General features: G+C 64.3%; 19 protein-coding genes. 16 read left to right on the top strand and 3 right to left on the bottom strand.

Annotated features, from left to right (window positions below; genetic code table 11):
* Window positions 1-11 precede the first annotated feature (11 nt).
* From AB3N21_RS02375 to AB3N21_RS02365, 3 genes are read left to right on the top strand one after another with little or no spacing between them, the layout of a single operon-like run.
* The gene (locus AB3N21_RS02375; RefSeq protein ID WP_367933704.1) at window positions 12-1,160 is read left to right on the top strand and encodes an SPFH domain-containing protein; all 1,149 of its coding nucleotides are present in this window, start codon (window positions 12-14) and stop codon (window positions 1,158-1,160) included.
* Window positions 1,161-1,220: 60 nt separating this feature from the next.
* On the top strand, window positions 1,221-1,718 hold the full coding sequence (locus tag AB3N21_RS02370; protein ID WP_367933703.1) for a cytochrome b: 498 nt from the start codon (window positions 1,221-1,223) through the stop codon (window positions 1,716-1,718).
* An 18-nt stretch (window positions 1,719-1,736) separates the two neighbouring features.
* Window positions 1,737-2,867, top strand: coding sequence for a primosomal protein N' (replication factor Y) - superfamily II helicase (locus AB3N21_RS02365; RefSeq protein WP_367933702.1), 1,131 nt, complete (start codon window positions 1,737-1,739; stop codon window positions 2,865-2,867).
* A gap of 34 nt (window positions 2,868-2,901) precedes the next feature.
* On the opposite strand, the gene AB3N21_RS02360 is transcribed toward AB3N21_RS02365, so the two are convergent.
* Complete coding sequence (locus AB3N21_RS02360) at window positions 2,902-3,321, bottom strand: Hsp20/alpha crystallin family protein (RefSeq protein ID WP_367933701.1); 420 nt, start codon at window positions 3,319-3,321, stop codon at window positions 2,902-2,904.
* A 149-nt stretch (window positions 3,322-3,470) separates the two neighbouring features.
* Between AB3N21_RS02360 and AB3N21_RS02355 the strand changes: the two genes are divergently transcribed.
* The gene (locus AB3N21_RS02355; protein ID WP_367933700.1) at window positions 3,471-4,139 is read left to right on the top strand and encodes a nitroreductase; all 669 of its coding nucleotides are present in this window, start codon (window positions 3,471-3,473) and stop codon (window positions 4,137-4,139) included.
* A 4-nt stretch (window positions 4,140-4,143) separates the two neighbouring features.
* Here AB3N21_RS02355 and AB3N21_RS02350 read toward each other — a convergent pair whose 3' ends face one another.
* Window positions 4,144-4,602: a DNA polymerase III subunit chi gene (locus AB3N21_RS02350; RefSeq protein ID WP_367933699.1), complete on the bottom strand. Its 459-nt coding sequence runs from the start codon at window positions 4,600-4,602 to the stop codon at window positions 4,144-4,146.
* Between the two features lie 5 nt (window positions 4,603-4,607).
* Window positions 4,608-6,089: a leucyl aminopeptidase gene (locus tag AB3N21_RS02345; RefSeq protein WP_367933698.1), complete on the bottom strand. Its 1,482-nt coding sequence runs from the start codon at window positions 6,087-6,089 to the stop codon at window positions 4,608-4,610.
* 230 nt (window positions 6,090-6,319) lie between these two features.
* Here AB3N21_RS02345 and lptG point away from each other — a divergent pair, with 230 nt between their 5' ends.
* The 12 genes from lptG (at window position 6,320) to AB3N21_RS02285 (ending at window position 21,526) form a co-directional block, all read left to right on the top strand.
* Window positions 6,320-7,420, top strand: coding sequence for an LPS export ABC transporter permease LptG (gene lptG, locus AB3N21_RS02340; protein WP_367933697.1), 1,101 nt, complete (start codon window positions 6,320-6,322; stop codon window positions 7,418-7,420).
* Window positions 7,420-9,582, top strand: a complete 2,163-nt coding sequence (locus AB3N21_RS02335; RefSeq protein WP_367933924.1) for an LPS-assembly protein LptD — start codon at window positions 7,420-7,422, stop codon at window positions 9,580-9,582. The genes lptG and AB3N21_RS02335 overlap by 1 nt, the downstream gene beginning before the upstream one ends.
* Complete coding sequence (locus tag AB3N21_RS02330) at window positions 9,573-10,826, top strand: peptidylprolyl isomerase (RefSeq protein ID WP_367933696.1); 1,254 nt, start codon at window positions 9,573-9,575, stop codon at window positions 10,824-10,826. Before AB3N21_RS02335 ends, AB3N21_RS02330 begins: the two co-directional genes overlap by 10 nt.
* Window positions 10,823-11,788 (top strand): 4-hydroxythreonine-4-phosphate dehydrogenase PdxA, encoded by a 966-nt coding sequence (gene pdxA, locus AB3N21_RS02325; protein ID WP_367933695.1) that lies wholly within the window; start codon window positions 10,823-10,825, stop codon window positions 11,786-11,788. The genes AB3N21_RS02330 and pdxA overlap by 4 nt, the downstream gene beginning before the upstream one ends.
* 85 nt (window positions 11,789-11,873) lie before the next feature.
* The gene (gene rsmA / locus AB3N21_RS02320; protein ID WP_367933694.1) at window positions 11,874-12,716 is read left to right on the top strand and encodes a 16S rRNA (adenine(1518)-N(6)/adenine(1519)-N(6))-dimethyltransferase RsmA; all 843 of its coding nucleotides are present in this window, start codon (window positions 11,874-11,876) and stop codon (window positions 12,714-12,716) included.
* Window positions 12,717-12,821: 105 nt separating this feature from the next.
* Window positions 12,822-13,259, top strand: a complete 438-nt coding sequence (dtd, locus tag AB3N21_RS02315; RefSeq protein ID WP_367933693.1) for a D-aminoacyl-tRNA deacylase — start codon at window positions 12,822-12,824, stop codon at window positions 13,257-13,259.
* Window positions 13,256-14,362 carry a DUF4147 domain-containing protein gene (locus tag AB3N21_RS02310; RefSeq protein ID WP_367933692.1) on the top strand — a complete coding sequence of 369 codons (1,107 nt, stop codon included), beginning with the start codon at window positions 13,256-13,258 and terminating at the stop codon, window positions 14,360-14,362. Before dtd ends, AB3N21_RS02310 begins: the two co-directional genes overlap by 4 nt.
* A 51-nt stretch (window positions 14,363-14,413) precedes the next feature.
* Window positions 14,414-16,408 (top strand): CocE/NonD family hydrolase, encoded by a 1,995-nt coding sequence (locus AB3N21_RS02305; RefSeq protein WP_367933691.1) that lies wholly within the window; start codon window positions 14,414-14,416, stop codon window positions 16,406-16,408.
* Window positions 16,409-16,535: 127 nt separating this feature from the next.
* Complete coding sequence (locus AB3N21_RS02300) at window positions 16,536-18,122, top strand: ABC transporter substrate-binding protein (protein ID WP_367933690.1); 1,587 nt, start codon at window positions 16,536-16,538, stop codon at window positions 18,120-18,122.
* Between the two features lies 1 nt (window position 18,123).
* Window positions 18,124-19,080 carry an ABC transporter permease gene (locus AB3N21_RS02295; RefSeq protein WP_367933689.1) on the top strand — a complete coding sequence of 319 codons (957 nt, stop codon included), beginning with the start codon at window positions 18,124-18,126 and terminating at the stop codon, window positions 19,078-19,080.
* On the top strand, window positions 19,077-19,892 hold the full coding sequence (locus AB3N21_RS02290) for an ABC transporter permease (protein WP_171173737.1): 816 nt from the start codon (window positions 19,077-19,079) through the stop codon (window positions 19,890-19,892). The genes AB3N21_RS02295 and AB3N21_RS02290 overlap by 4 nt, the downstream gene beginning before the upstream one ends.
* Window positions 19,889-21,526 (top strand): ABC transporter ATP-binding protein, encoded by a 1,638-nt coding sequence (locus tag AB3N21_RS02285; protein ID WP_367933688.1) that lies wholly within the window; start codon window positions 19,889-19,891, stop codon window positions 21,524-21,526. The genes AB3N21_RS02290 and AB3N21_RS02285 overlap by 4 nt, the downstream gene beginning before the upstream one ends.
* The last annotated feature ends 140 nt before the right edge of the window (window positions 21,527-21,666 follow it).

Below are 21,666 nucleotides of genomic sequence, written 5' to 3'. Positions count from 1 at the left end.
GGAGAAGACCCATGGGCATTTTCGATTTTCTAAAAGGTGAGTTCATTGACGTCATCCACTGGGTGGACGACAGCCGCGACACCATGGTCTGGCGATTCGAACGCGAAGGGCACGAGATCAAGTACGGCGCCAAGCTGACCGTGCGCGAAGGGCAGTCGGCGGTGTTCGTGCATGAAGGGCAACTGGCGGATGTGTTCACGCCGGGCCTTTACATGCTCGAGACCAACAACATGCCGATCATGACGACGCTGCAACATTGGGATCACGCGTTCCAGTCACCGTTCAAATCCGAGATCTACTTCGTCAACACCACCCGGTTCAACGACCTCAAATGGGGCACCAAGAACCCGATCATGCTGCGCGATCCGGAATTTGGGCCGACCCGCATCCGCGCGTACGGCACCTATACGGTGCGGGTGAAGGATCCGGCGCGGTTCCTGGTCGAAATCGTCGGCACCGATGGCGAGTTTACCATGGACGAGATCAGCTTTCAGATCCGCAACATCATCGTGCAGGAGTTCTCGCGCGTGATCGCCGGCTCGGGCATCCCGGTTCTGGACATGGCCGCCAACACCGCCGATCTGGGCAAGCTGATCGCCGCCGAGGTGTCGCCGGTGCTGGAGGGCTACGGGCTGGAGATGCCGGAGTTCTACATCGAGAACATCTCGCTGCCGCCCGCGGTCGAAGCGGCACTGGACAAGCGCACCTCGATGGGTCTGGCGGGCGATCTGGGCAAGTTCACCCAGTATTCGGCAGCCGAGGCGATGACGGCCGCTGCCAACAACCCCGGCGGAGGCGGCGGCATGGGCGCCGGTCTCGGCATGGGGATGGGCATGGCGATGGCGCAGCAAATGTCGAACATGGCAGCGGGTCACCCGAGCGGCCCGTGGGGCGCGTCCGCCCCCGCTGCCGCCGCACCGGTATCGCCTGTGGCCCCGCCGCCCCCGCCGCCGGTCGAGCATGTGTGGCATATCGCGGTCGACGGGCAGACCAGCGGCCCGTTCTCGAAAGCCAAGATGGGTCGCATGGCAACCGAGGGAGAGATCACGCGCGAAACCTATGTCTGGACCGCCGGTCAGGACGGCTGGAAACGGGCGGGTGACGTGCAGGAACTGGCGCAGCTTTTCACCATCCTGCCGCCGCCGCCGCCGGGAATGTAATGCGACGGAATGTGTACACTGGCGCGTAGAAGATCTGCGCGAATGCCAAACTCAAGGAGAATGCTAGTGTCCACACGTACCGAATACTCCAAAGCGCAGATCATTCTGCACTGGCTGGTTGCCATTCTGATTCTCGCCGCCTGGCTGACCGGCGACAACATGGGCCGCGTGCTGCGCGCGCGCTTCGACAGCGGCACCACCGGATTCGAAGGCAGCACCCCTCATGTCTGGCTGGGATGCGCCGTCTTTGTACTGATCCTGATCCGGCTGGTGCTGCGCCGCGTACAGGGCGCGCCCGGCGCGTTGCCCGGCTCGACCGAAATGATGGAGAAGGCGGCCCATTGGGGGCATCGCGTGATCTATCTGCTGATGATCGCCGTTCCCGCCTTGGGCGCCCTAGCGTGGTTCGGGGGGGTTCGGGCAGCCGGAGAGGCGCATGAAACGGCCTCGAACGCGCTGTTGCTGGTCGCCCTTGGTCACGCCGTCCTTGCCATATGGCATCATGCCATCCGCAAGGACGGGGCGCTCAATCGCATGAGATTGTCCCAGAAAGGCTGAGCTGCAAGGGTTTGCCCGATGATCGATATTCCGCCCCCACCCGGTTCTTCCAAGTCGGCACCAGGCCCGGAAGAACACCGCTTTCCCTGCAACCAGTGTGGGGCGGATTACCGGTTCAATCCGGGTGACGGAGCACTGACCTGTGACCATTGCGGGTACTCCGAGCCGATCGGCGCAGGCCCGTGGAAAGGGGCCGCGCTGCGCGAGATGGATTTCGACACGGCCATCGCCCAGCAACTTCCCGACGCCGAGATCGAGGAAACGCGGGTTCTCACCTGCCCGAACTGCGCGGCGCAGGTTGAGTTCGACCCCGACACCCATGCCGCCGAATGCCCGTTCTGCGCCACTCCGGTGGTCACCGATACCGGCATCAGCCGCCATATCAAGCCGCGTGGCGTTCTGCCCTTTGCGTTGGACGAACGCACGGCCCATAAGGCAATGAGCGACTGGCTGGGCGGTCTGTGGTTCGCGCCCAATGGCCTTAAGGACTATGCGCGCAAGGGACGCCGGATGCAGGGGATCTATGTCCCCTACTGGACCTTCGATGCCGATACTCAGACCGCATATCGGGGTGAGCGCGGCGTGGTCTATTACGAAACCCACACCGTGATGCGCGACGGCAAGCGAGTAAAGCAACAGGTGCCCAAGGTCCGCTGGAGCCCTAAGTCAGGCCGGGTGGCGCGGTTCTTCGACGATGTGCTGGTGCTGGCCTCACGCTCCCTTCCCAAATCCTATACGGATGCGCTGGAACCCTGGGACCTGCCGGCGCTGGAGCCCTATCAGCCCGAATACTTGGCCGGGTTCCGGGCCGAGGCCTATACGGTCGAACTGGCCGAGGGCCATGCCGAGGCGCGTGCCTACATGGCGCGGGTGATCGAGCGGGACGTGCGCTTTGACATCGGCGGCGACCGGCAGCGTATTCACGCGATGGAGACCGCCGTGCGCGATGTGACCTTCAAACACATCCTGCTGCCGGTGTGGATGGCCGCCTACAAGTATCGCGGACAGACCTACCGGTTCGTGGTCAATGGCCGCACGGGCCGGGTGCAGGGCGAACGGCCCTGGTCGGCGATCAAGATCACCATCGCCGTGGTGCTTGGCCTGCTGGTTGCGGCCGGGGTCGGCTATCTGGCCGCCACTGGCCAGTAGCCAGTTCGGACCCGGCCGCGTTTTCCCGGGGTTTTCAGCTCCGGGAAATCTCGATCCGGCGCGAGGTGTCGCGTTTCTCCAGCGCCTTCTTGGGCACCGTCACATGCAGCACGCCGTCCTTCATCGCGGCGCTTGCCTTGGCCCCATCCGCATCCTCGGGCAGCCGGAACGAGCGGCGGAAGGCACCGTACTGGCGTTCCGAGAAATACCAGGTGTCACCCTTCTTCTCTTCATGGGTCTTCTTCTCACCCCGGATGGTGACGACGCCATCCTCGACGATCAACTCGATATCCTCGTCCGAAACACCGGGCAGTTCCATCGAGATGTCATACGCGTCGTCATTGCCCGAGGCTTCGGTGGCAGGGTTCAGCCAGTCGGCCAGCTTGGCGCCGAAATGGCGGAACGGGTCGTAGAGCGACGGCCAGAGGCCGGCGTGATCGGATTTTTCAACCATGGTCAGTCCTCCTTTTTCAGCTTTGCGATAAGGATCGCATGATCGCGCGAAACTGTCCTTGGTCGGGCTCAATCCAGGGCCAGATTGGCCTCTTGCACAGTGCCGATCCCGCCGCCATTCTGCGCCGCAACGCCGAGAGAGGAGCCGAGATGACCCTGACCGATCTGGACGATCTGCTGGCACGGCGACATTCCTGCCGGGCCTTCCTGCCGGACCCGGTACCACGCGAACAGATCGAGCAGGTCATCGCCAGCGCAAGGCGTGCGCCCAGCTGGTGCAACGCCCAACCCTGGCACGTGACCATCACCAGCGGCACCGAAACCGACGCCTTCCGCGCCGCCCTGTTACAAGAGGCGGCCACAGGCTCCCCCGCCCCCGACCTACCCTTTCCCACTTCGTATTCCGGCGTCTATCAGGACCGCCGCCGCGCCTGCGGATGGGCGCTATACGAGGCTGTTGGAGTGGAGAAAGGCGACCGCGCCGGATCGGCCCGTCAGATGATGCAGAACTTCTCCCTGTTCGGCGCTCCGCACTGCACGATCGTCTCCAGCCCCGCCGAGTTGGGGCCCTACGGCGCGATGGATTGCGGCGGCTTCGTCACCGCCTTTACCTTGGCGGCCGAAGCGCTTGGCATTGCCTCCATCCCGCAAGCTGCCGTGGCCTCATACGGGCCGTTCCTGCACCGCTATTTCGACATCCCCGAGGACCGCCTGATCCTCTGTGCCATCTCCTTTGGCTATCCGGACGCGGACCACCCCGCCAACGGTTTTCGCACCGAACGGGCAGATCTGTCAGAGGTTGTCGACTGGCGGGAATGAGTGCTCAGGCCTCGGCCTTTTTCTCCCACCGGCCCGATTCCTCGGACCAGTATTGGGCCGCGCACCCTGCCTCCGTCAGCGCCTTCCACTGACCGCGCGCGTGCTGGACCGCCTGCGGGTCGTTGCCGTCGAACAGGATGCAGACCCGCTCCAGCGCCGCGACCTCTTCCGCATATACCGCCGCGCCGTCGATGGCCATGACGCAAGTCGGCGCGTTTGCCGCCTCCGTCTCGGTGGTCAGCAGGATTGGCTGCATCGCGTCATGCGGGCCGCCCGCGCGGCCGTGCGGCAGGAACCCGTCATCCGGCCCCAGCCACAGTTTCTCGTCCAGCCAATCGAGCCGCCCCGGATCGGTGCCGCGCACCGCGATCGCCCACCCGGCCTGCCGCGCCTTGCCCAGCAGGACCGGCAGGGTCTCTTCCAGCGGGCGGCGGGTCAGGTGGTAGAAATAGGCGGCTCCCATGGGATTTACTCGAAATTGTCCTGCACGAACCGGCTGAGCGCCCGCACGCCCCAACCGGTCGCACCCTTGGGCGCGTAGGAGGTATCGGACTTGACCGAGGCGACGCCCGCGATGTCGAGGTGAATCCACGGGGTTTCGTCCTTGACGAAGCGTTGCAGGAATTGCGCCGCGGTGATCGAGCCTGCGGGCCGTCCGCCCACGTTCTTCATATCCGCGATGCGCGATTTCAGCAGGTCGTCATAGGCCTTGCCGAGCGGCATCCTCCAAGCGCCCTCATCCTCGGCATCGGCCGCCTTGAGGAAGGCATTGCAGAACGTGTCGTTGTTCGAGAACACGCCCGCATTCTCGTGCCCCAGCCCGACGATGATGGCGCCGGTCAAGGTGGCTAGGTCGATCATGCCCACCGGCTGGAACCGTTCCTGCGCGTACCACATCACGTCGCACAGGACCAAGCGGCCCTCGGCATCGGTGTTGATGATCTCGACCGTATCGCCCTTCATCGAGCGGACCACGTCGCCGGGGCGCGAGGCGTTGCCCGAGGGCATGTTCTCGACCAGCCCCACAAGACCCACCACATTAGCCTTGGCCTTGCGCAGGGCCAGCGCCCGCATGGCGCCCGCGACCACCCCGGCCCCGCCCATGTCCATGGTCATGTCTTCCATGCCGCCCGAGGGTTTCAGCGAGATGCCGCCGGTGTCGAACACCACGCCCTTACCAACCAGCGCCAGCGGTGCATCGTTCTTGTCCCCGCCCTTCCACTGCATCACCACAACCTTCGAGGGGCTGTCCGAGCCCTGCCCCACGCTCAGCAGCGTGCGCATGCCCAGCTCGGCCAGCTTGTCCTCTTCCAGCACTTCCACCTCAAGGCCCAGCGCCTTCATCTCGTCTAGCCGGTCGGCAAACTCGGTGGTGGTCAGCACGTTGGCGGGTTCGTTGACCAGATCGCGGGTCATGTGCACGCCTTCGGCGACGGCCATGAGCGGGGCAAAAGTCGCCTCGGCCAGATCCGGCTTGGAATGATGGATCACCACATCGCCCTTGTCCGAGCTTTCCGCCTCATCCTCGTCGCCGGTCTTGTGGGCATCGAAACTATAGGCGCGCAGTGCTATGCCGGCCGCAAGTTCCTCGATCTTCCCCTGGCTGCCAGCCATCAGAAGCAGCGGCTTGCCATCCGCCGCTTTGGCAAGCGCCACGCCGGCCTTGCGGGCCTCGGTCGCATCCGTGCGGCGCGGCAGAACCAGCACATCCAGCGCCTCGGCAGCCATACCGGCGGGCCAGGCCAACGAGATCACCTGCCCAGTCTTGGCCTTTTCGAACCGCTTGCTTTCGATCAGGCGCGCCACGGCACCCTTCGTCACCCGGTTGGCCCGCCGCGCGGCCTTGTCCAGCTTGCCGTCGGGCGTGACGATAACTGCCACCCGCCCTTCGCTGGTGGCCACAGCGTCAATATCGGTGGACTGGAAACGGATCTGGATCAGGCTGCTCATATCGGGCGCTCCTCGATTGGGTTCCGACAAGAGGTAACGCGCCCTACCCGGCTTGACCAGATAGCAGTTTTCCCCGCCGTTCAATTAGATTAAGGTCCCGGGAAAACAACACGCGGGCTCCGGGGGGAAGCAGTGGCACTAAACGACAGAAACATACTGTCGCACTTGATGTATCGACCTGGCATCTCCAACCCGAATCCCGGCGCACGCGCCGGGCTGGAGGCGAGCCGGTGATCCTCGACCGCTACTTCGCCCGCCGTTTTCTGCAGAGCTTTCTGTTCATCGGGGCCGTCTTCATGACCCTGATTCTGCTCATCGACCTGATCGAGCAGGTGCGCCGGTTCGATGAAGCGGATCTGAGCCTTGGGCAATTGCTGCAACTGACCCTGCTGAACGCGCCGGCGGCGATCAGCGAGATGTTGCCGCTGTTGATGATTCTAGCAACCATCGCGCTTTTCGTGGGCCTTGCCCGCAGCTCTGAACTGGTAGTCACACGATCCATCGGGCGCTCGGGCATCCGGGCGCTGGTGGCGCCGGTGCTTGTGTCGGCGGTCATTGGCGTACTGGCGGTAGCGATGCTGAACCCCATCGTCGCGGCCACCGGCGAAGAATACCAACGCCTCGCCGACACCTACCGCAACGGCGGCAACTCGGCCCTGTCGATCAGTGGCGAAGGGCTCTGGCTGCGACAGGGCACCGAGGCGGGCCAGTCGGTCATCCATGCCAACGGGTTCGGTGAAGAAGATGAGTTTGCCCTGCTCGACGTGACCATCCTGACCTATGCCAAGGATGGCGGGCCGGTCCGCCAGATCGTGGCGGAAAGTGCCCGGCTGGGCGACGGCGTCTGGGTGCTGGAAAACGCCAAGGCCTGGCCCTTGGCTGCCGGTCTCAACCCCGAAACCAATGCCGCCGTGCACGAGCGGCTGGAGCTGCCGACCACGCTCACACGTGACCGCATTCTGGACACGCTGGGTCAGCAGGGCACCGTGTCGGTCTACGACTTGCCCCAACTGATTCAGGATCTGCAACAGGCCGGATTCTCGACCAAGCAATACGAGGTCTGGCTGCATGCCGAGCTTGCCCGGCCGCTGTTTCTGATCTCGATGGTGCTGGTGGGCGCTGTCTTTACCATGCGACACGTGCGATTTGGCGGCACCGGCGTGGCGGTCCTGACTGCGGTTCTCTTGGGCTTTGCGCTCTACTTCGTGCGGAACTTCGCGCAGATCCTCGGCGAAAACGGCCAGCTTTCGGTGTATCTTGCCGCTTGGGCGCCGCCGATTGCGGCGATCCTGTTGCCTCTGGGCCTGCTGCTGCACGCGGAGGACGGATGATGCGGCGCACATTCTTTGCCGCGCTGCTGTCAGGCGTGGCCTGCCTGACGTCGCTGCCGGCCGCTTTGGCGCAGACCACGGCGCAACCCGGCGCTGCCGCCCAGACCGAGGAAGATCCCCCCGCCCTGCTGGTGGCCGACAAGGTATTCATCACGCCCGAGCGCGTGCTGATCGCCGAAGGCAATGTCGAGGCCTATCAGGGCGATGTCCGTCTGAGGGCGCGCAAGGTCACGTTCGACCGGGAGAACGGGCAACTGAAAATCGAGGGGCCGATCCGTCTGGATCAGGGCGGAACCTCGACCATCCTGGCCGACGCCGCAGAGCTGGACAAAGGGCTGCAGAACGGCCTGCTGATCAGCGCTCGAATGGTGTTCGACCAGCAGGTGCAGCTGGCCGCCCACCAGATGACGCGGGTGGGCGGGCGCTACACCCAGCTTTACAAGACCTCGGCCACATCGTGCCATGTCTGCGAGGATGGCAGGCCGCCGCTCTGGCAGATCCGGGCCCGCAAGGTCACGCACGATCAGCTTGAACGGCAGCTCTACTTCGAGGACGCGCAGTTCCGCATTCTGGACGTGCCAGTGTTCTACTTTCCCGCCCTGCGTCTGCCCGACCCGACGCTGGAACGCGCCACCGGTTTTCTGGTGCCGTCCATCCGCACCACTTCGCAGCTCGAAACCGGGGTCAAGGTGCCCTATTTCTTCAAGCTGGGCGATCACCGGGATCTGACGCTGACGCCGTACCTGTCGCCGCGCACTCGGACGCTGGAATATCGCTATCGGCAGGCGTTCAAGAACGGGCGCATCCATATCGAAGGCGCGCATACGCGGGACGATCTGCAACCGGGTGAGACCCGGGGCTATCTGTTCGGCCGTGGCTGGTTCAACCTGAAAAACGATTACCGGCTGACCTTCGACGTCAAGGCCGCCTCGGACGACGCGTATCTGGCCGACTACGGCCTGCCGGATTTTGACCGCCTGCGCAGCGAAATCGCCCTGACCCGGATTAAGCGCGACACGGCGTTCCGCGTCGGTTTCATCCACTACAAATCCCTGCGGGACAGCGACAACGAAGGCGAGTTCCCCGCACGGATTTTCGACGTCAACTACCAGAGGCGTTTCTTTCCGACGACGCTGGGTGGCGAGGTACGGCTGGGCCTGACCGCCCATGGGCACAAACGCCCGAGCAACGAAGATCTTGTTGGCCGCGACGTGGCACGGGCCACGGTCGATGCCGAATGGCTGAGGACCTGGACCTTTGCCAGCGGGCTGCGGGCCGAAGGTGAGATCGGCGCCTCGGTCGACGGGTTCCGCATCCGCGATGACAGCACCTTCCCGGAGGAAACCCTCCGCACCACCCCGCGTGCGGCCTTCACCCTGCGTTATCCGATGATCAAACGCGAGAGAACCGGCGCGACACATTATATCGAACCCATCGCCCAGATCGGCTGGACCAATGTATCGGACACCGACGTGCCGAACGACGAAAGCAACTTTGTCGAGTTCGATCAGGGCAACCTGCTGTCGCTGACCCGGTTTCCCGCTGAGGACAAGCGCGAGGATGGCGCCACCGCCGTTCTGGGCCTCAACTGGGCGCGCTACGATCCCCGGGGCTGGCAGGCTTTTGCCACGATCGGCCAGGTGTTCCGCGATACGACCGATCCCTCGTTCTCCAAATCCTCCGGTCTTGGCGGCCACGCCTCGGACTTGCTGCTGGCGGGCCAGATCAAGCTGGATCAGGGCTTTGGCTTGACCGCGCGCGGGCTCCTCAACAGCGATTTCAACTTCTCCAAGGCGGAACTGCGCGGGGAATGGGATGCCGAACGTGGCGGGCTCAGCGGATCTTACGTCTGGCTCGGGCGCGACCCGGCCGAGGACAGGGACCTTGCGGTATCCGAGATTTGGCTCAACGGGCGCTATGAAGTGACCGAGAACTGGACCACGCGCAGCGATATCCGCTACGATTTCAAGGATTCCCGGCCCATCAGTGCCGGCTTCGGTCTGGCCTATCAAAACGAATGTGTGACCGTTAACTTGACCGTCAGACGGCGCTATACCTCGTCATCAAGTATTGAGCCCTCGACCGATTTCGGCTTTACCGTTGCCCTGACCGGTTATGCGGTTGACAGCGGACAAAAGAAATACAGGCGAACATGCAGCTGATCACCAGACTTTCGACCCGACCCTTCGCACGCTGGCTGACAGCGGCTGCACCTGTGCTGACGGCGGCCTGCCTTGCGCTGACCTCAGCTACGGCCATGGCGCAAACCCCGTTTTCGCCAGCAATCCGGGTCAATCAGGACGTCGTGACCTGGTACGAACTGGACCAGCGCCTGCAATTCCTGCAACTGCTCGGCATTCCCGGCGACAGCGAGGCCGAGGTGCGCCAATCCCTGATCGACGACCGGTTGCGCTTGCAAGCCATCGAAGAGGCCGGGATCGAGATACCACCGGAAGACGTGCAGGTCGGCATCGACGAGTTCGCAGCGCGCGGCCAGCTTTCGACCGAGGAATTCCTGCGGGTCCTGGGCAATGCCGGTATCTCGCCCGAGACGGTGCGGGATTTTATCCGCAACCAGCTGGCCTGGCGCGACTATATCAGTTCGCGCTTCATCTCGCGGGCCCGGCCCACCGAAGAAGAGATCGACCGCGCCATGGGCCAGGCCGGTGGGACCGGGCTGCAGGTGCTGCTGTCGGAGATCATCATCCCCGTGACGCCGCAGACGCTGGGCCAGGTCGAGACCCTGGCCGACGAGATCGCACAGCTCAAAAGCTATGACGACTTCTCGGCAGCGGCCGCTCAGTATTCAGCCGCGGACACCCGCAGCAATGGCGGGCGGATGAACTGGCTGTCGCTGAACAGCCTTCCCCCGGCGCTGCAACCGGTGATACTGGCGCTCAACGAGGGCGAGATCACCTCGCCCCTGACGCTGCCCAACGCGGTCGCCCTGTTCCAACTGCGCGGCGTGCGCGAGGTCTCGGGCGGCACGCCGCGTTACGCGGGGATCGAATATGCGGCCTATTACATGGGCGGAGGCCGCAGCCCCGAGACCCTGTCCACCGCCGCCGAACTGACCGGCCGCGTGGACACGTGCGATGACCTCTATGGCGTTGCCAAGGGACAGCCCGCCGAAGTTCTGGAGCGCGTAACGGCAAAGCCGTCCGAGATCCCCCGCGATATCGCGCTGGAACTTGCCAAGCTCGACCCGAACGAGATTTCCACGGCGGTGACCCGCAACAACGGCCAGACGCTGGTGTTCCTGATGCTGTGCAGCCGGACCCGCGATCTGGGTGAGGAGACCTCGCGCCAGGACGTGGCCAATGCGCTGACCCAACAGCGCCTGCAGGCCTTTGCCGCAAGCCTGCTGGAACAGCTCCGCGCCGACGCCGTCATCGTCGAGCAATGACTGCGCCCATCGCGCTCAGCTGCGGTGAGCCGGCCGGGATCGGCCCCGAGATTGCGGCCCGCGCCTGGGAAACGCTACGCGACACCTGCCCCTTCGTCTGGATCGGCGACCCATCGCACCTGCCGCAGGACACGCCGGTGGCCCTGCTGGACGACCCCACTGAAGCCGTCGCCACAAGCGCAACGGCACTACCAATTCTGCCTCTGCCCTTCGCCGCGCCCAACCACCCCAGCCAGCCCGACCCGCGCAACGCGCCGGGCGTAATCCGCGCCATCGAGCGCGCGGTGGAGCTGGTGCAATCCGGCGCCGCCTCGGCCATTTGCACCGCGCCCATCCACAAGAAAGCGCTGATCGACGGCGCCGGGTTTGCCTATCCCGGGCACACCGAATTCCTCGCCGCGCTGGCCGGACGCGAGCGGGTGGTGATGATGCTGGCCAGCGAGCAGCTGCGCGTCGTGCCCGCCACCATCCACATCGCCCTTGCCGACGTGCCCAAGGCCCTGACGCACAAGCTCTTGCGCGAAACCATCGAGATCACCGCAGCGGGCCTGCGTGACCAGTTCGGCATCGCCCACCCACGCCTCGCCGTGGCCGGACTGAACCCCCATGCGGGCGAAGGCGGCGCGATGGGGCAGGAAGAGGGCGATTGGATCACCTCCCTGCTGCAAGAGATGCAGTCCGAGAACTACACCCTGACCGGCCCGCACCCGGCAGACACCCTGTTTCACGCCGCCGCCCGCGCCCGTTACGATGCCGCAATCGCGATGTATCACGATCAGGCGCTGATCCCGATCAAGACGCTGGATTTCGACCGGGGCGTGAACGTGACGCTGGGCCTGCCCTTCATCCGCACCTCGCCCGACCACGGCACTGCCTTCGATATTGCAGGCAAAGGCGTCGCCAACCCCACCAGCCTGATCGAGGCCTTGAAGCTGGCCCAGCACATGGCGAAAAGGGCTTGATGCTTCCTCTTGCTGGAAATATCCCCGCCGGAGGCACAAAATTCTCTGGCACGACCTGCCCCTTCCGCGCCACGGTAACCGGATCATGAGCGCTATCGACACCCTTCCCCCCCTGCGCGAGGTCATCGCGACCCACCAGCTTTCGGCCCGCAAATCGCTGGGCCAGAACTTTTTGCTCGACCTCAACCTGACCGCCAAGATCGCGCGCCAAGCCGGGGATCTGACCCAATGCGACGTGCTGGAAATCGGCCCCGGCCCCGGCGGCCTGACCCGTGGCCTGCTGTCCGAGGGCGCACGCAAGGTCGTAGCGGTCGAGAAAGACACCCGCTGCATCGCCGCGCTGAACGAGATCGCCGCCGCTTATCCGGACCGTCTCGAAGTGATCAACGGCGACGCGCTTGAAATCGACCCGCTGGCCCACCTGACCCCGCCAATCCGCATCGCGGCGAACCTGCCCTACAACGTGGGCACCGAACTGCTGGTCCGCTGGCTGACCCCGCCCGAATGGCCACCCTTCTGGCAGAGCCTGACCCTGATGTTCCAGCGCGAGGTGGCCGAGCGCATCGTGGCGCAGCCCGGCAGCAAGGCCTACGGGCGGCTGGCCATCCTCGCCCAATGGCGGGCCGAGGCGCGTATTGCCATGTCCCTGCCGCCTGGTGCCTTCACCCCGCCGCCGAAAGTGTCCAGCGCTGTGGTGCATCTGACCGCGCTGCCCGAGCCGCGTTATCCGGCGGATGCCGCCACGCTCTCGCGCGTTGTCGCCGCCGCCTTCAACCAGCGCCGCAAGATGCTGCGCGCCTCGCTCAAGGGCACGGCCCCGGATATCGAGGATCGCCTGCTCGCTGCGGGCATCCAGCCCACCGAACGGGCCGAGCAAGTCCCGCTCGAGGCGTTCTGCGCCCTGGCCCGGGAACTGCGTAAGCCGTAAGCGCTTAGCTGGAAAACCCCCGCATACCTGATCAAGCGGGTTGACCTGCGGCGGGCAGGCTGGCACCCCTGCGCCAACCGTTTCTCCAACAGGAAAAAACATCACATGCGTGCCCTGATCCAACGCGTCTCCCGCGCCTCGGTCACTGTCGATGGCGAGGTCATCGGCCAGACCGGCGCCGGCCTGCTGGTCCTGATCTGCGCCATGCACGGCGATGGCGAGGCGCAGGCAGATCACCTTGCCGCCAAGATCGCCAAGCTGCGGATCTTCAAGGACGAGGCGGGCAAGATGAACCGCTCGGTTCTGGATAGCGGCGGCTCGGCTCTGGTGGTCAGCCAGTTCACGCTGGCCGCCGATACCGCGCGCGGCAACCGGCCCGGATTCTCGGCGGCGGCATCGCCGGACGAGGGTGAACGGCTCTACGAATACTTCGCCGCCCAACTCGCCGCGCAGGGTGTTCCGGTCGAAACCGGACGCTTCGGCGCCGACATGGCGGTGGAACTGGTCAATGACGGCCCCGTGACGATCTGGATGGAGGCATGATGGACGCCCGAGAAACAGCCCGCGCAATCTGGCAAGCCGGAGTGGACGCCGTCGGCGGCTACACAGCAACACAAGCCGCGCTTGGCGATTTGCCCAAACCCGACCGAATTCTGGCCGTCGGCAAGGCCGCAGGCGCGATGGCGCAAGCGGCGCTTGATCAGTTCTCCGGGGTACCCTGCCTCGTGGTCACCAAGGACGGGCATGGCGACGGCCTGCCCGACGATGTCCACCTGATCGAGGCGTCTCACCCCGTTCCCGACGCCCGCAGCCTTGAGGGCGGCCGCGCCCTGCGCGAGGCGGTCGAGGCAATGGGGTCGGACACACACCTGCTGTTGCTGGTCTCGGGCGGGGCCTCCTCACTGGCCGAGGATCTGATGCCGGGCAAGACGTTGGATGATCTGGCCGCGCTCAACCGCCAACTGCTGTCCACCGGGCTCGATATCGGCGCGATGAATGCCGAGCGCAGGAAGATATCGCGGATCAAGGGCGGCGGGCTGCTGTCCGGTTTCTCGGGTACACGCGCCGATGTACTGGCAATCTCGGATGTGCCGGGTGACGATCTGATGGTGATCGGCTCCGGTATCGGTGCCCTACCCGACGCCCCCGCCTTCGATGCCCAGGCACGGATCATCGCCTCGAACGCCCATGCCCGCGCGGCGGCGGTGCAGGCTGCACAAGGCGCCGGATTCGACGTTCTGGCCAATGAAGAAGCACTGCATAACGACCTCCCCACGCTCGCCACAACCCTTGGCCCCCGCCTGCGGGACATGCCGCGCGGCGCGATGATCTTTGGCGGGGAACCCACGGTCGTCCTGCCCGAAAACCCGGGACGCGGCGGGCGCAATCAAGCGCTGGCTCTGGCGTTGGCACGGGAAATCGCCGGATGCGACGGCCTGACCCTCGTTGTCGGCGGCACCGACGGCACCGACGGACCCACCGAATCGGCCGGCGGGATCGTGCATGGCGGTATATGGGGCGATGGCGCTGCCGAGGCGCTCGCCGCTGCGGACAGCGGCAGCTATCTGGAGCAGATGGACGCGCTGCTGAATACCGGTCCAACCGGCACCAACGTCATGGACCTTTTGGTCGCGATTCGCCGATGAACTGACGCTTACGTTCTTTATTGAAACGAATTTGGGGCGGAAACTCGGAGCATGACGTCCACCCCGAACGCCCTGCGCGAGATCGAAGAGATCCCGGATCTCGGCATCACCCTGTCCGACGGCTGCCGCCTGTCCGCCCGTGTCTGGCGTCCGGTCGATGCACCGGACGATCCTGTACCGGCGGTGCTCGAATATCTGCCCTACCGCAAACGTGACGGCACCACCGTCCGCGATGCGCTGACCCATCCGTGGTTTGCCAAACGCGGCTATGCCTGCATCCGCGTCGACATGCGCGGCAATGGCGACAGCGAAGGGCTGATGGCGGATGAATACACCCAGCAGGAGCTCGACGACGCGGTCGAGGTGATCGACTGGTTCGCCGCGCAGCCGTGGTGCAGTGGCAATGTGGGCATGATGGGGATCAGCTGGGGCGGCTTCAACGCGCTGCAGGTCGCAGCGATGCAGCCCCAGGCGCTGAAAGCGATCATCACCTTGTGCTCGACGGCAGACCGCTACGCCGACGACATCCACTACAAGGGCGGCTGCCTGCTGAACGAGAACCTCGGCTGGGGGGCCACCATGTGGTCCTATTCCTCGCGCGCACCCGATCCTGCATTGCGGGACAACTGGCACGAGATGTGGCTTGAGCGGCTTGAGAACGAGCCCTTTCTGCCCTCGGTCTGGCTGCGCCACCAGACCCGCGACGCCTACTGGCGGCACGGATCGGTTTGCGAGGATTTCGGTGCCATCACGGCGGCCACGCTGGCCGTGGGCGGCTGGGGCGATGCCTACAAGAACACGGTGCCGCTGCTGGTCGAGCGGCTGGACGCACCGGTCAAGGGCATCAACGGTCCGTGGGTGCACAAATACCCGCATTTCGCGGTCCCCGAGCCACGTATCGGGTTCCTGCAAGAGGCGCTGCGCTGGTGGGATCACTGGCTCAAGGGGCGTGACACCGGCGTGACCGATGACCCGGATTACCGCGCCTATCTGATGGACGGCGTCCGGCCCGCGCGCTGGTATACCGAACGCCCGGGCCGCTGGATCGCGGAACCCAAGGGCGCGACCGCGCATCTGCAAACGCAAACCCTGTCACTTGGCAACGATGGGCTGGGTGCGGATGGGCCGCTGGATATCAAGGTACGCTCACCGCATCACTGTGGGATGGAAAGCGGAGAATACTGCGCCATCTGGCTGGGTCCCGAACTGCCCGGAGATCAGCGCCCCGATGACGCCCTGTCGGCTTGTATCGACGGCGCGCCGCTGGCGCAGGATATGGACATCGTCGGCGCCCCGCGCCTGCGGTTGCGGCTGAGCGCCGACATGCCACAGGCTCAGATCGCGGTACGGCTGAACCATGTGCATTCCGACGGCGCCTCGACCCGGATCACCTATGGCGTGCTGAACCTGACCCATCGCGACGGCCATGCCGATCCGCAACCGCTGGAGCCCGGGAAAAGCTACGACATCACGCTGGACCTCGATCACATCGCCTATCGCGTACCAAAGGGTCACCACCTGCGGCTGGCGATCTCCAGCGCCTATTGGCCGCTGATCTGGCCCTCGCCCGAAACCGCCGAACTGCATCTGACCGGCGGAGAAGTCGCCCTGCCCCTGCGCCCCTCGGGCCAGACCGACGAATACGCCTTTCCGCCCCCCGATGCCGAGGCACCCTGGGCAACCGAGACCCTGCGGCAAGGTTCCAACGCGCGCCGCACCGAGACCGATCAGGTCACGGGCGAGGTGCATCTGGTCATCGAGGACGATTTTGGCCTAGTCCGCGACTCCGATCACGGCCTGATCAGCGGCGGCATCGCGCGGGAACGCTGGTCCATCCATCCCGACGATCCGCTCTCGGCGCGCGGCACCTGTCACTGGACCAAGGAGATGGGCCGCGACGGCCTGCACCTGCGCACCGAAGCCCGCTGTGAAATGTGGTCCGACCGCGACAGATTTCATCTGCGCGCAACACTCCATGCCTATGAAAACGAAAAGGAGATTTACAGCCGCGAGATCGAGGACAGCATTCCGCGCAACCACGTTTGAACCGCATCGCCGATCCGGGCCGAGATTAACCCTTGCCCGTCAGGCTGAAATGCGCCAACTTTGACTCACGCGTCAATAAAAAAACTGCCCCTCAGAGGCAGATGGACAGATCAACTGGGAGAATCCAATGAACGATCAACTCAATCACATGGCCAGCCAGGTGGCCGCAGGCAAGATGACCCGCCGCGAATTCATGGGGAAAGCCGCGGCCCTGGGCATCTCGGCCGCCGTTGCCTCGACCATGTTCGCGGGCGCAGCACATGCGGCAGGCCCGGTCAAGGGCGGCACCATCCGCGTCGGCATCCAGGGCGGCGGCTCATCCGACAGCCTTGACCCGGCACTGGCCGCAAACGCCACCGCGACACAGGTTCTGCGTCTCTGGGGCGAACCGCTGCTGGAACTGGACCCCAATGGCGGGCTGTGGCCGCGCCTGGCCGAAAGCTTCGAGGCGTCGGCCGATGCGCGGGTCTGGACCTTCAAGATCCGCTCGGGCGTCAACTTCTCCAACGGTCAGACCATGACCGCCGACGACGTTCTGGCGACCATGGAGCGCCACTCCGGCGAAGACACAAAATCGGGTGCCCTGGGCATCATGCGCGGCATCAAGGACATGCGCGTGGACGGCGACCAGTTCATCGTCGAACTGGACAAGCCGAACGCCGACCTGCCCTACCTGCTGACCGACTATCACCTGCTGATTCAGCCGGGCGGCGGCAAGGACGATCCGACCGCGGCAATCGGCACCGGTCCCTACGTCCTGAAATCGGTCGAGCCGGGTGTGCGCTTTGTCGGTGAAAAGAACCCCGACTATTGGGATGACACTGTCGGTCACGCCGACACCATCGAGCTGATTGTCATCAACGACGACACCGCCCGCGTCGCAGCACTACAGTCGGGTCAGGTGCACATGATCAACCGTGTGCCGCCGCGCACCGCCCAACTGGTCGGACGCGCGCCCAACATCAACCTGCGCACCACGTCCGGCCCTGGGCACTACGTGTTCATCATGCACACCAACACCGCACCCTTCGACAACAAGGATCTGCGGATGGCGCTGAAATACGGCATCAACCGGCAGGAGATGGTGGACAAGATCCTGTTCGGCTTCGGCTCGGTCGGCAACGACACCCCGATCAACAGCTCCTACCCGCTCTTCACCGAGCTGGAGCAGCGTGAATACGATCCGGACAAGGCCGCGTTCCACCTCAAGGAATCGGGCTTTGACGGCACGGTACTGCTGCGTACCTCGGACAACTCGTTCCCGGGTGCCCCGGACGCGGCGGCCCTGTTCCAGCAGTCCTGCGGCTCGGCGGGCATCAATATCGAAATCAAGCGCGAGCCCAATGACGGCTACTGGTCCGAGGTCTGGAACAAGCAGCCCTTCTGCACCAGCTATTGGGGCGGACGTCCGACCCAGGACTCGATGTTCTCGACCGCGTATCTGTCGACGGCCGACTGGAACGATACCCGTTTCAACAACGAGCAGTTCGACCAGCTTCTGTTCGCCGCGCGCGGGGAACTGGACGAGGGCAAGCGGACGCAGATGTATGCGGACATGTCCACCATCCTGCGGGATGAGGGCGGGCTGATCTGCCCGATGTTCAACCAGTTCATCGACGCGACAACCTCGGACGTGGACGGCTGGATCGACTCCCAGAACGGTTTCGACCTGAACAACTTCTACGCACCAATGACGATGTGGGTTGCTGCCTGATATGGGACCCGCGATGAAACTTGTGGTCCAGCGCATTGCGCTGGGCTTTTTGCTGCTGTTGGCAGTCTCCGTACTTATTTTCGCGGGCACGATCATCCTGCCCGGCGACGTGGCCCAGTCCATTCTCGGCCAATCCGCAACGCCTGAGGCCCTGGCCAACCTGCGCGAGGAGCTTGGGCTGAACGAACCCGCGATCACCCGCTATTTCGACTGGCTGTTTGCCGCACTGCAGGGCGATCTGGGCGTCGCGCTGACCAATGGCCGCGACATTGCCGAAAGCATCAGCCAGCGCATGTCGAACACTCTGTTCCTGGCCTTCTGGGCCGCACTGATCTCGGTGCCGCTCGCCATCCTGCTGGGCCTGATCGCAGTGCGCTACAAGGACCGCTGGCCCGACAAGGCGATCTCGGCGATCACGCTGGCCTCAATCTCGATCCCGGAATTCCTCATCGGCTATCTGTTGATGTATTTCATTGCCGTGAAACTGGGCTGGTTCCCGTCGGTCGCGATGATCGGCGATCACATGAACCTGCTGCAGAAACTGCAGGCCATCGCCCTGCCCGTCATGGTGCTGACGCTGGTGGTTCTGGCGCACATGATGCGCATGACCCGCGCCGCCATCCTGAACGTGATGCAATCGGCCTATATCGAAACCGCCGAGCTTAAGGGCCTGACCGGGTTTCAGGTCATCGCCCGCCACGCCTTTCCCAACGCCATCGCCCCGATCGTCAACGTGGTGATGCTGAACCTGGCCTATCTGGTCGTGGGCGTCGTGGTGATCGAAGTGGTGTTCGTCTATCCCGGCATGGGCCAATACCTGGTCGACCACGTGTCGAAACGTGATGTGCCGGTGGTGCAGGCCTGCGGCCTGATCTTCGCCGCCGTCTATATCGGCCTCAACATGATCGCCGATATCGTCTCGATCCTGGCCAACCCGCGTCTGAGGCATCCGAAATGAAGAACATCCCCATTTCCGCAATGATCGGGCTGTTCTTCACGGCTCTCTATTTTCTCATGGCGATCTTTGCCCCGTTGCTGGCGCCCTATGGCATGGCCGAAGTGGTGGGCGGCGTCTGGGAACCTTCCTCATCCAAACATCTGCTGGGTACCGACAATATCGGCCGCGACCTGCTCAGCCGGATGATCTATGGCGGGCGCACCACCATCTTCATCGCCACCGCCGCAACCATCCTGTCCTTCGTGACCGGCTCGGTTCTGGGCTTTTTCGCAGCCGTGATGGGCGGATGGGTCGATCAGGTGCTGTCGCGCTTCGTCGACCTTATCATGTCGATTCCGACGCTGATCTTCGCCCTCGTGGTGCTGTCAGTGATGCCGGTGACCCTGCCGGTGCTGATCCTGGTGATGGGCCTGCTCGATTCGACCCGCGTCTATCGTCTGGCCCGCGCCGTGGCCGTGGACATCACGGTCATGGACTATGTCGAGGCGGCGCGCCTGCGCGGCGAAAAGATCGCCTGGATCATCTTCCGCGAGATCCTGCCCAACGCCCTGTCGCCGCTGGTGGCCGAGATGGGTCTGCGCTTCATCTTCGCGGTGCTGTTCGTCTCGACGCTGTCGTTCCTGGGTCTGGGCGTGCAACCGCCCGAGGCGGACTGGGGCGGTATCGTGAAAGAGAACAAGGAAGGCATCGTTTACGGCATTTCCGCCGCCCTGCTGCCGGCCGTTGCCATCGCCACGCTGGCGATCTCGGTCAATCTGGTGGCTGACTGGGTGCTGAACCGCACCACATCGCTGAAAGGAGGCCGGGGATGAGTGACAATCTTCTCAAGGTCCGCGACCTGAAAATCGGCGCAACAGTCTACCCGCCGGGCGAAAAGCCTCATGACATCGAGATCGTGCACGGGGTCAGCTTTGACCTCGAGCGCGGCAAGGTGCTGGGGCTGATCGGCGAATCCGGTGCCGGCAAATCCACCATCGGTCTGGCCTCGATGGCCTATGGCCGGGGTGGGGTCAAAATCACCGGTGGCGAGGTCTGGGTGAACGGGCGGGAAATCCTGAAAACATCGCTGAAGGATATCCGCAACCTGCGCGGAGGCGAGGTGACCTACGTGTCGCAATCCGCCGCCGCCTCGTTCAACCCCGCCAAGAAGATCATGGATCAGGTGGTTGAGGCGGCGGTCGAGCAAAAGAAGTTCTCGCGCAAAGAGGCCGAGGCCCGCGCGCGCGAACTGTTCGCCAAGCTGGGTCTGCCCGATCCGGACAATATCGGCGACCGCTACCCGCATCAGGTCTCGGGCGGTCAGCTTCAGCGTTGCATGACCGCGCTGGCGCTGTGCCCCGAGCCCGATCTGGTGGTGTTTGACGAGCCTACCACGGCGCTCGACGTGACCACCCAGATCGACGTGCTGATGGCGATCAAGGAGGCCATTCGCGACACCGGCGTTGCCGCGCTCTACATCACCCACGACCTTGCCGTCGTGGCACAGGTGAGCGACGACATCATGGTGCTGAAGATGGGCAATACGGTCGAATACGGCACCACCGACCAGATCATCAACAACCCGCAGGAAGAGTACACACGGGCGCTGGTCTCGGTCCGCTCGATCGAGCACGAGGAAAAGAAACCCACACCGGAACCGGTGCTGAGCGTCGAGGGGATCACCGCGCGCTACAAGGGTCTGAACTTCGACGTGCTGCACAATGTCAACGTCGACCTGCATCCGGGGCAGACGCTGGCGGTCGTGGGCGAATCCGGCTCGGGCAAGTCCACCCTGGCCCGGGTGATCACCGGCCTGCTGCCGCCCCGCGATGGTGAGATCACCTTTGCCGGGCGCAAGCTGTCGCGCGATCTGGCGGGGCGGTCGCGTGAGGACCTGCGCGAGTTGCAGATGATCTACCAGATGGCCGATGTGGCGATGAACCCGCGTCAGACCGTGGGGACCATCATCGGACGTCCGCTGGAGTTCTACTTCAACATGCGCGGTGCCGAAAAGCGCAAGCGGATCATCGAGCTGCTGGACGAGATCGAACTGGGCGAAAAATTCATGGACCGCTATCCGGCGGAACTGTCCGGCGGCCAGAAACAGCGGGTCTGTATCGCGCGTTCGCTGGCGGCCAAGCCCAAGATGATCATCTGTGACGAGGTCACTTCGGCCCTCGATCCGCTGGTCGCCGACGGCATCCTCAAACTGCTGCTGGATCTGCAGAAGATCGAGGACGTGGCCTATCTTTTCATCACCCACGATCTGGCGACGGTGCGTGCGATCAGCGACTCCATTGCGGTTATGTATCAGGGCCGCGTGGTTCGCTACGGCCCGAAAAGCCAGGTGCTCAGCCCGCCCTTCGACGACTACACCGACCTGCTGCTCAGTTCGGTGCCCGAGATGCATCTGGGCTGGCTGGAAGAGGTCGTCGCTCACCGCAAGATGGAAAGCGCGGGGAACTGATCCCCGCCCTTTCGAAGCGTCCGTATGACGTTCTGAAATCCCGGCGTTCTGCCCCACGGCAGACGTCGGGATTTTACCATTCGGGGCGTGAACTGACGGGCCGGGCCGGATTGCGGCGCTAGGCTCGACCAGAATCCAAA

Source organism: Ruegeria sp. (assembly GCF_040830605.1).
Taxonomy (GTDB): domain Bacteria; phylum Pseudomonadota; class Alphaproteobacteria; order Rhodobacterales; family Rhodobacteraceae; genus Ruegeria.
This window is presented reverse-complemented; position numbering and strand designations above follow the sequence as displayed.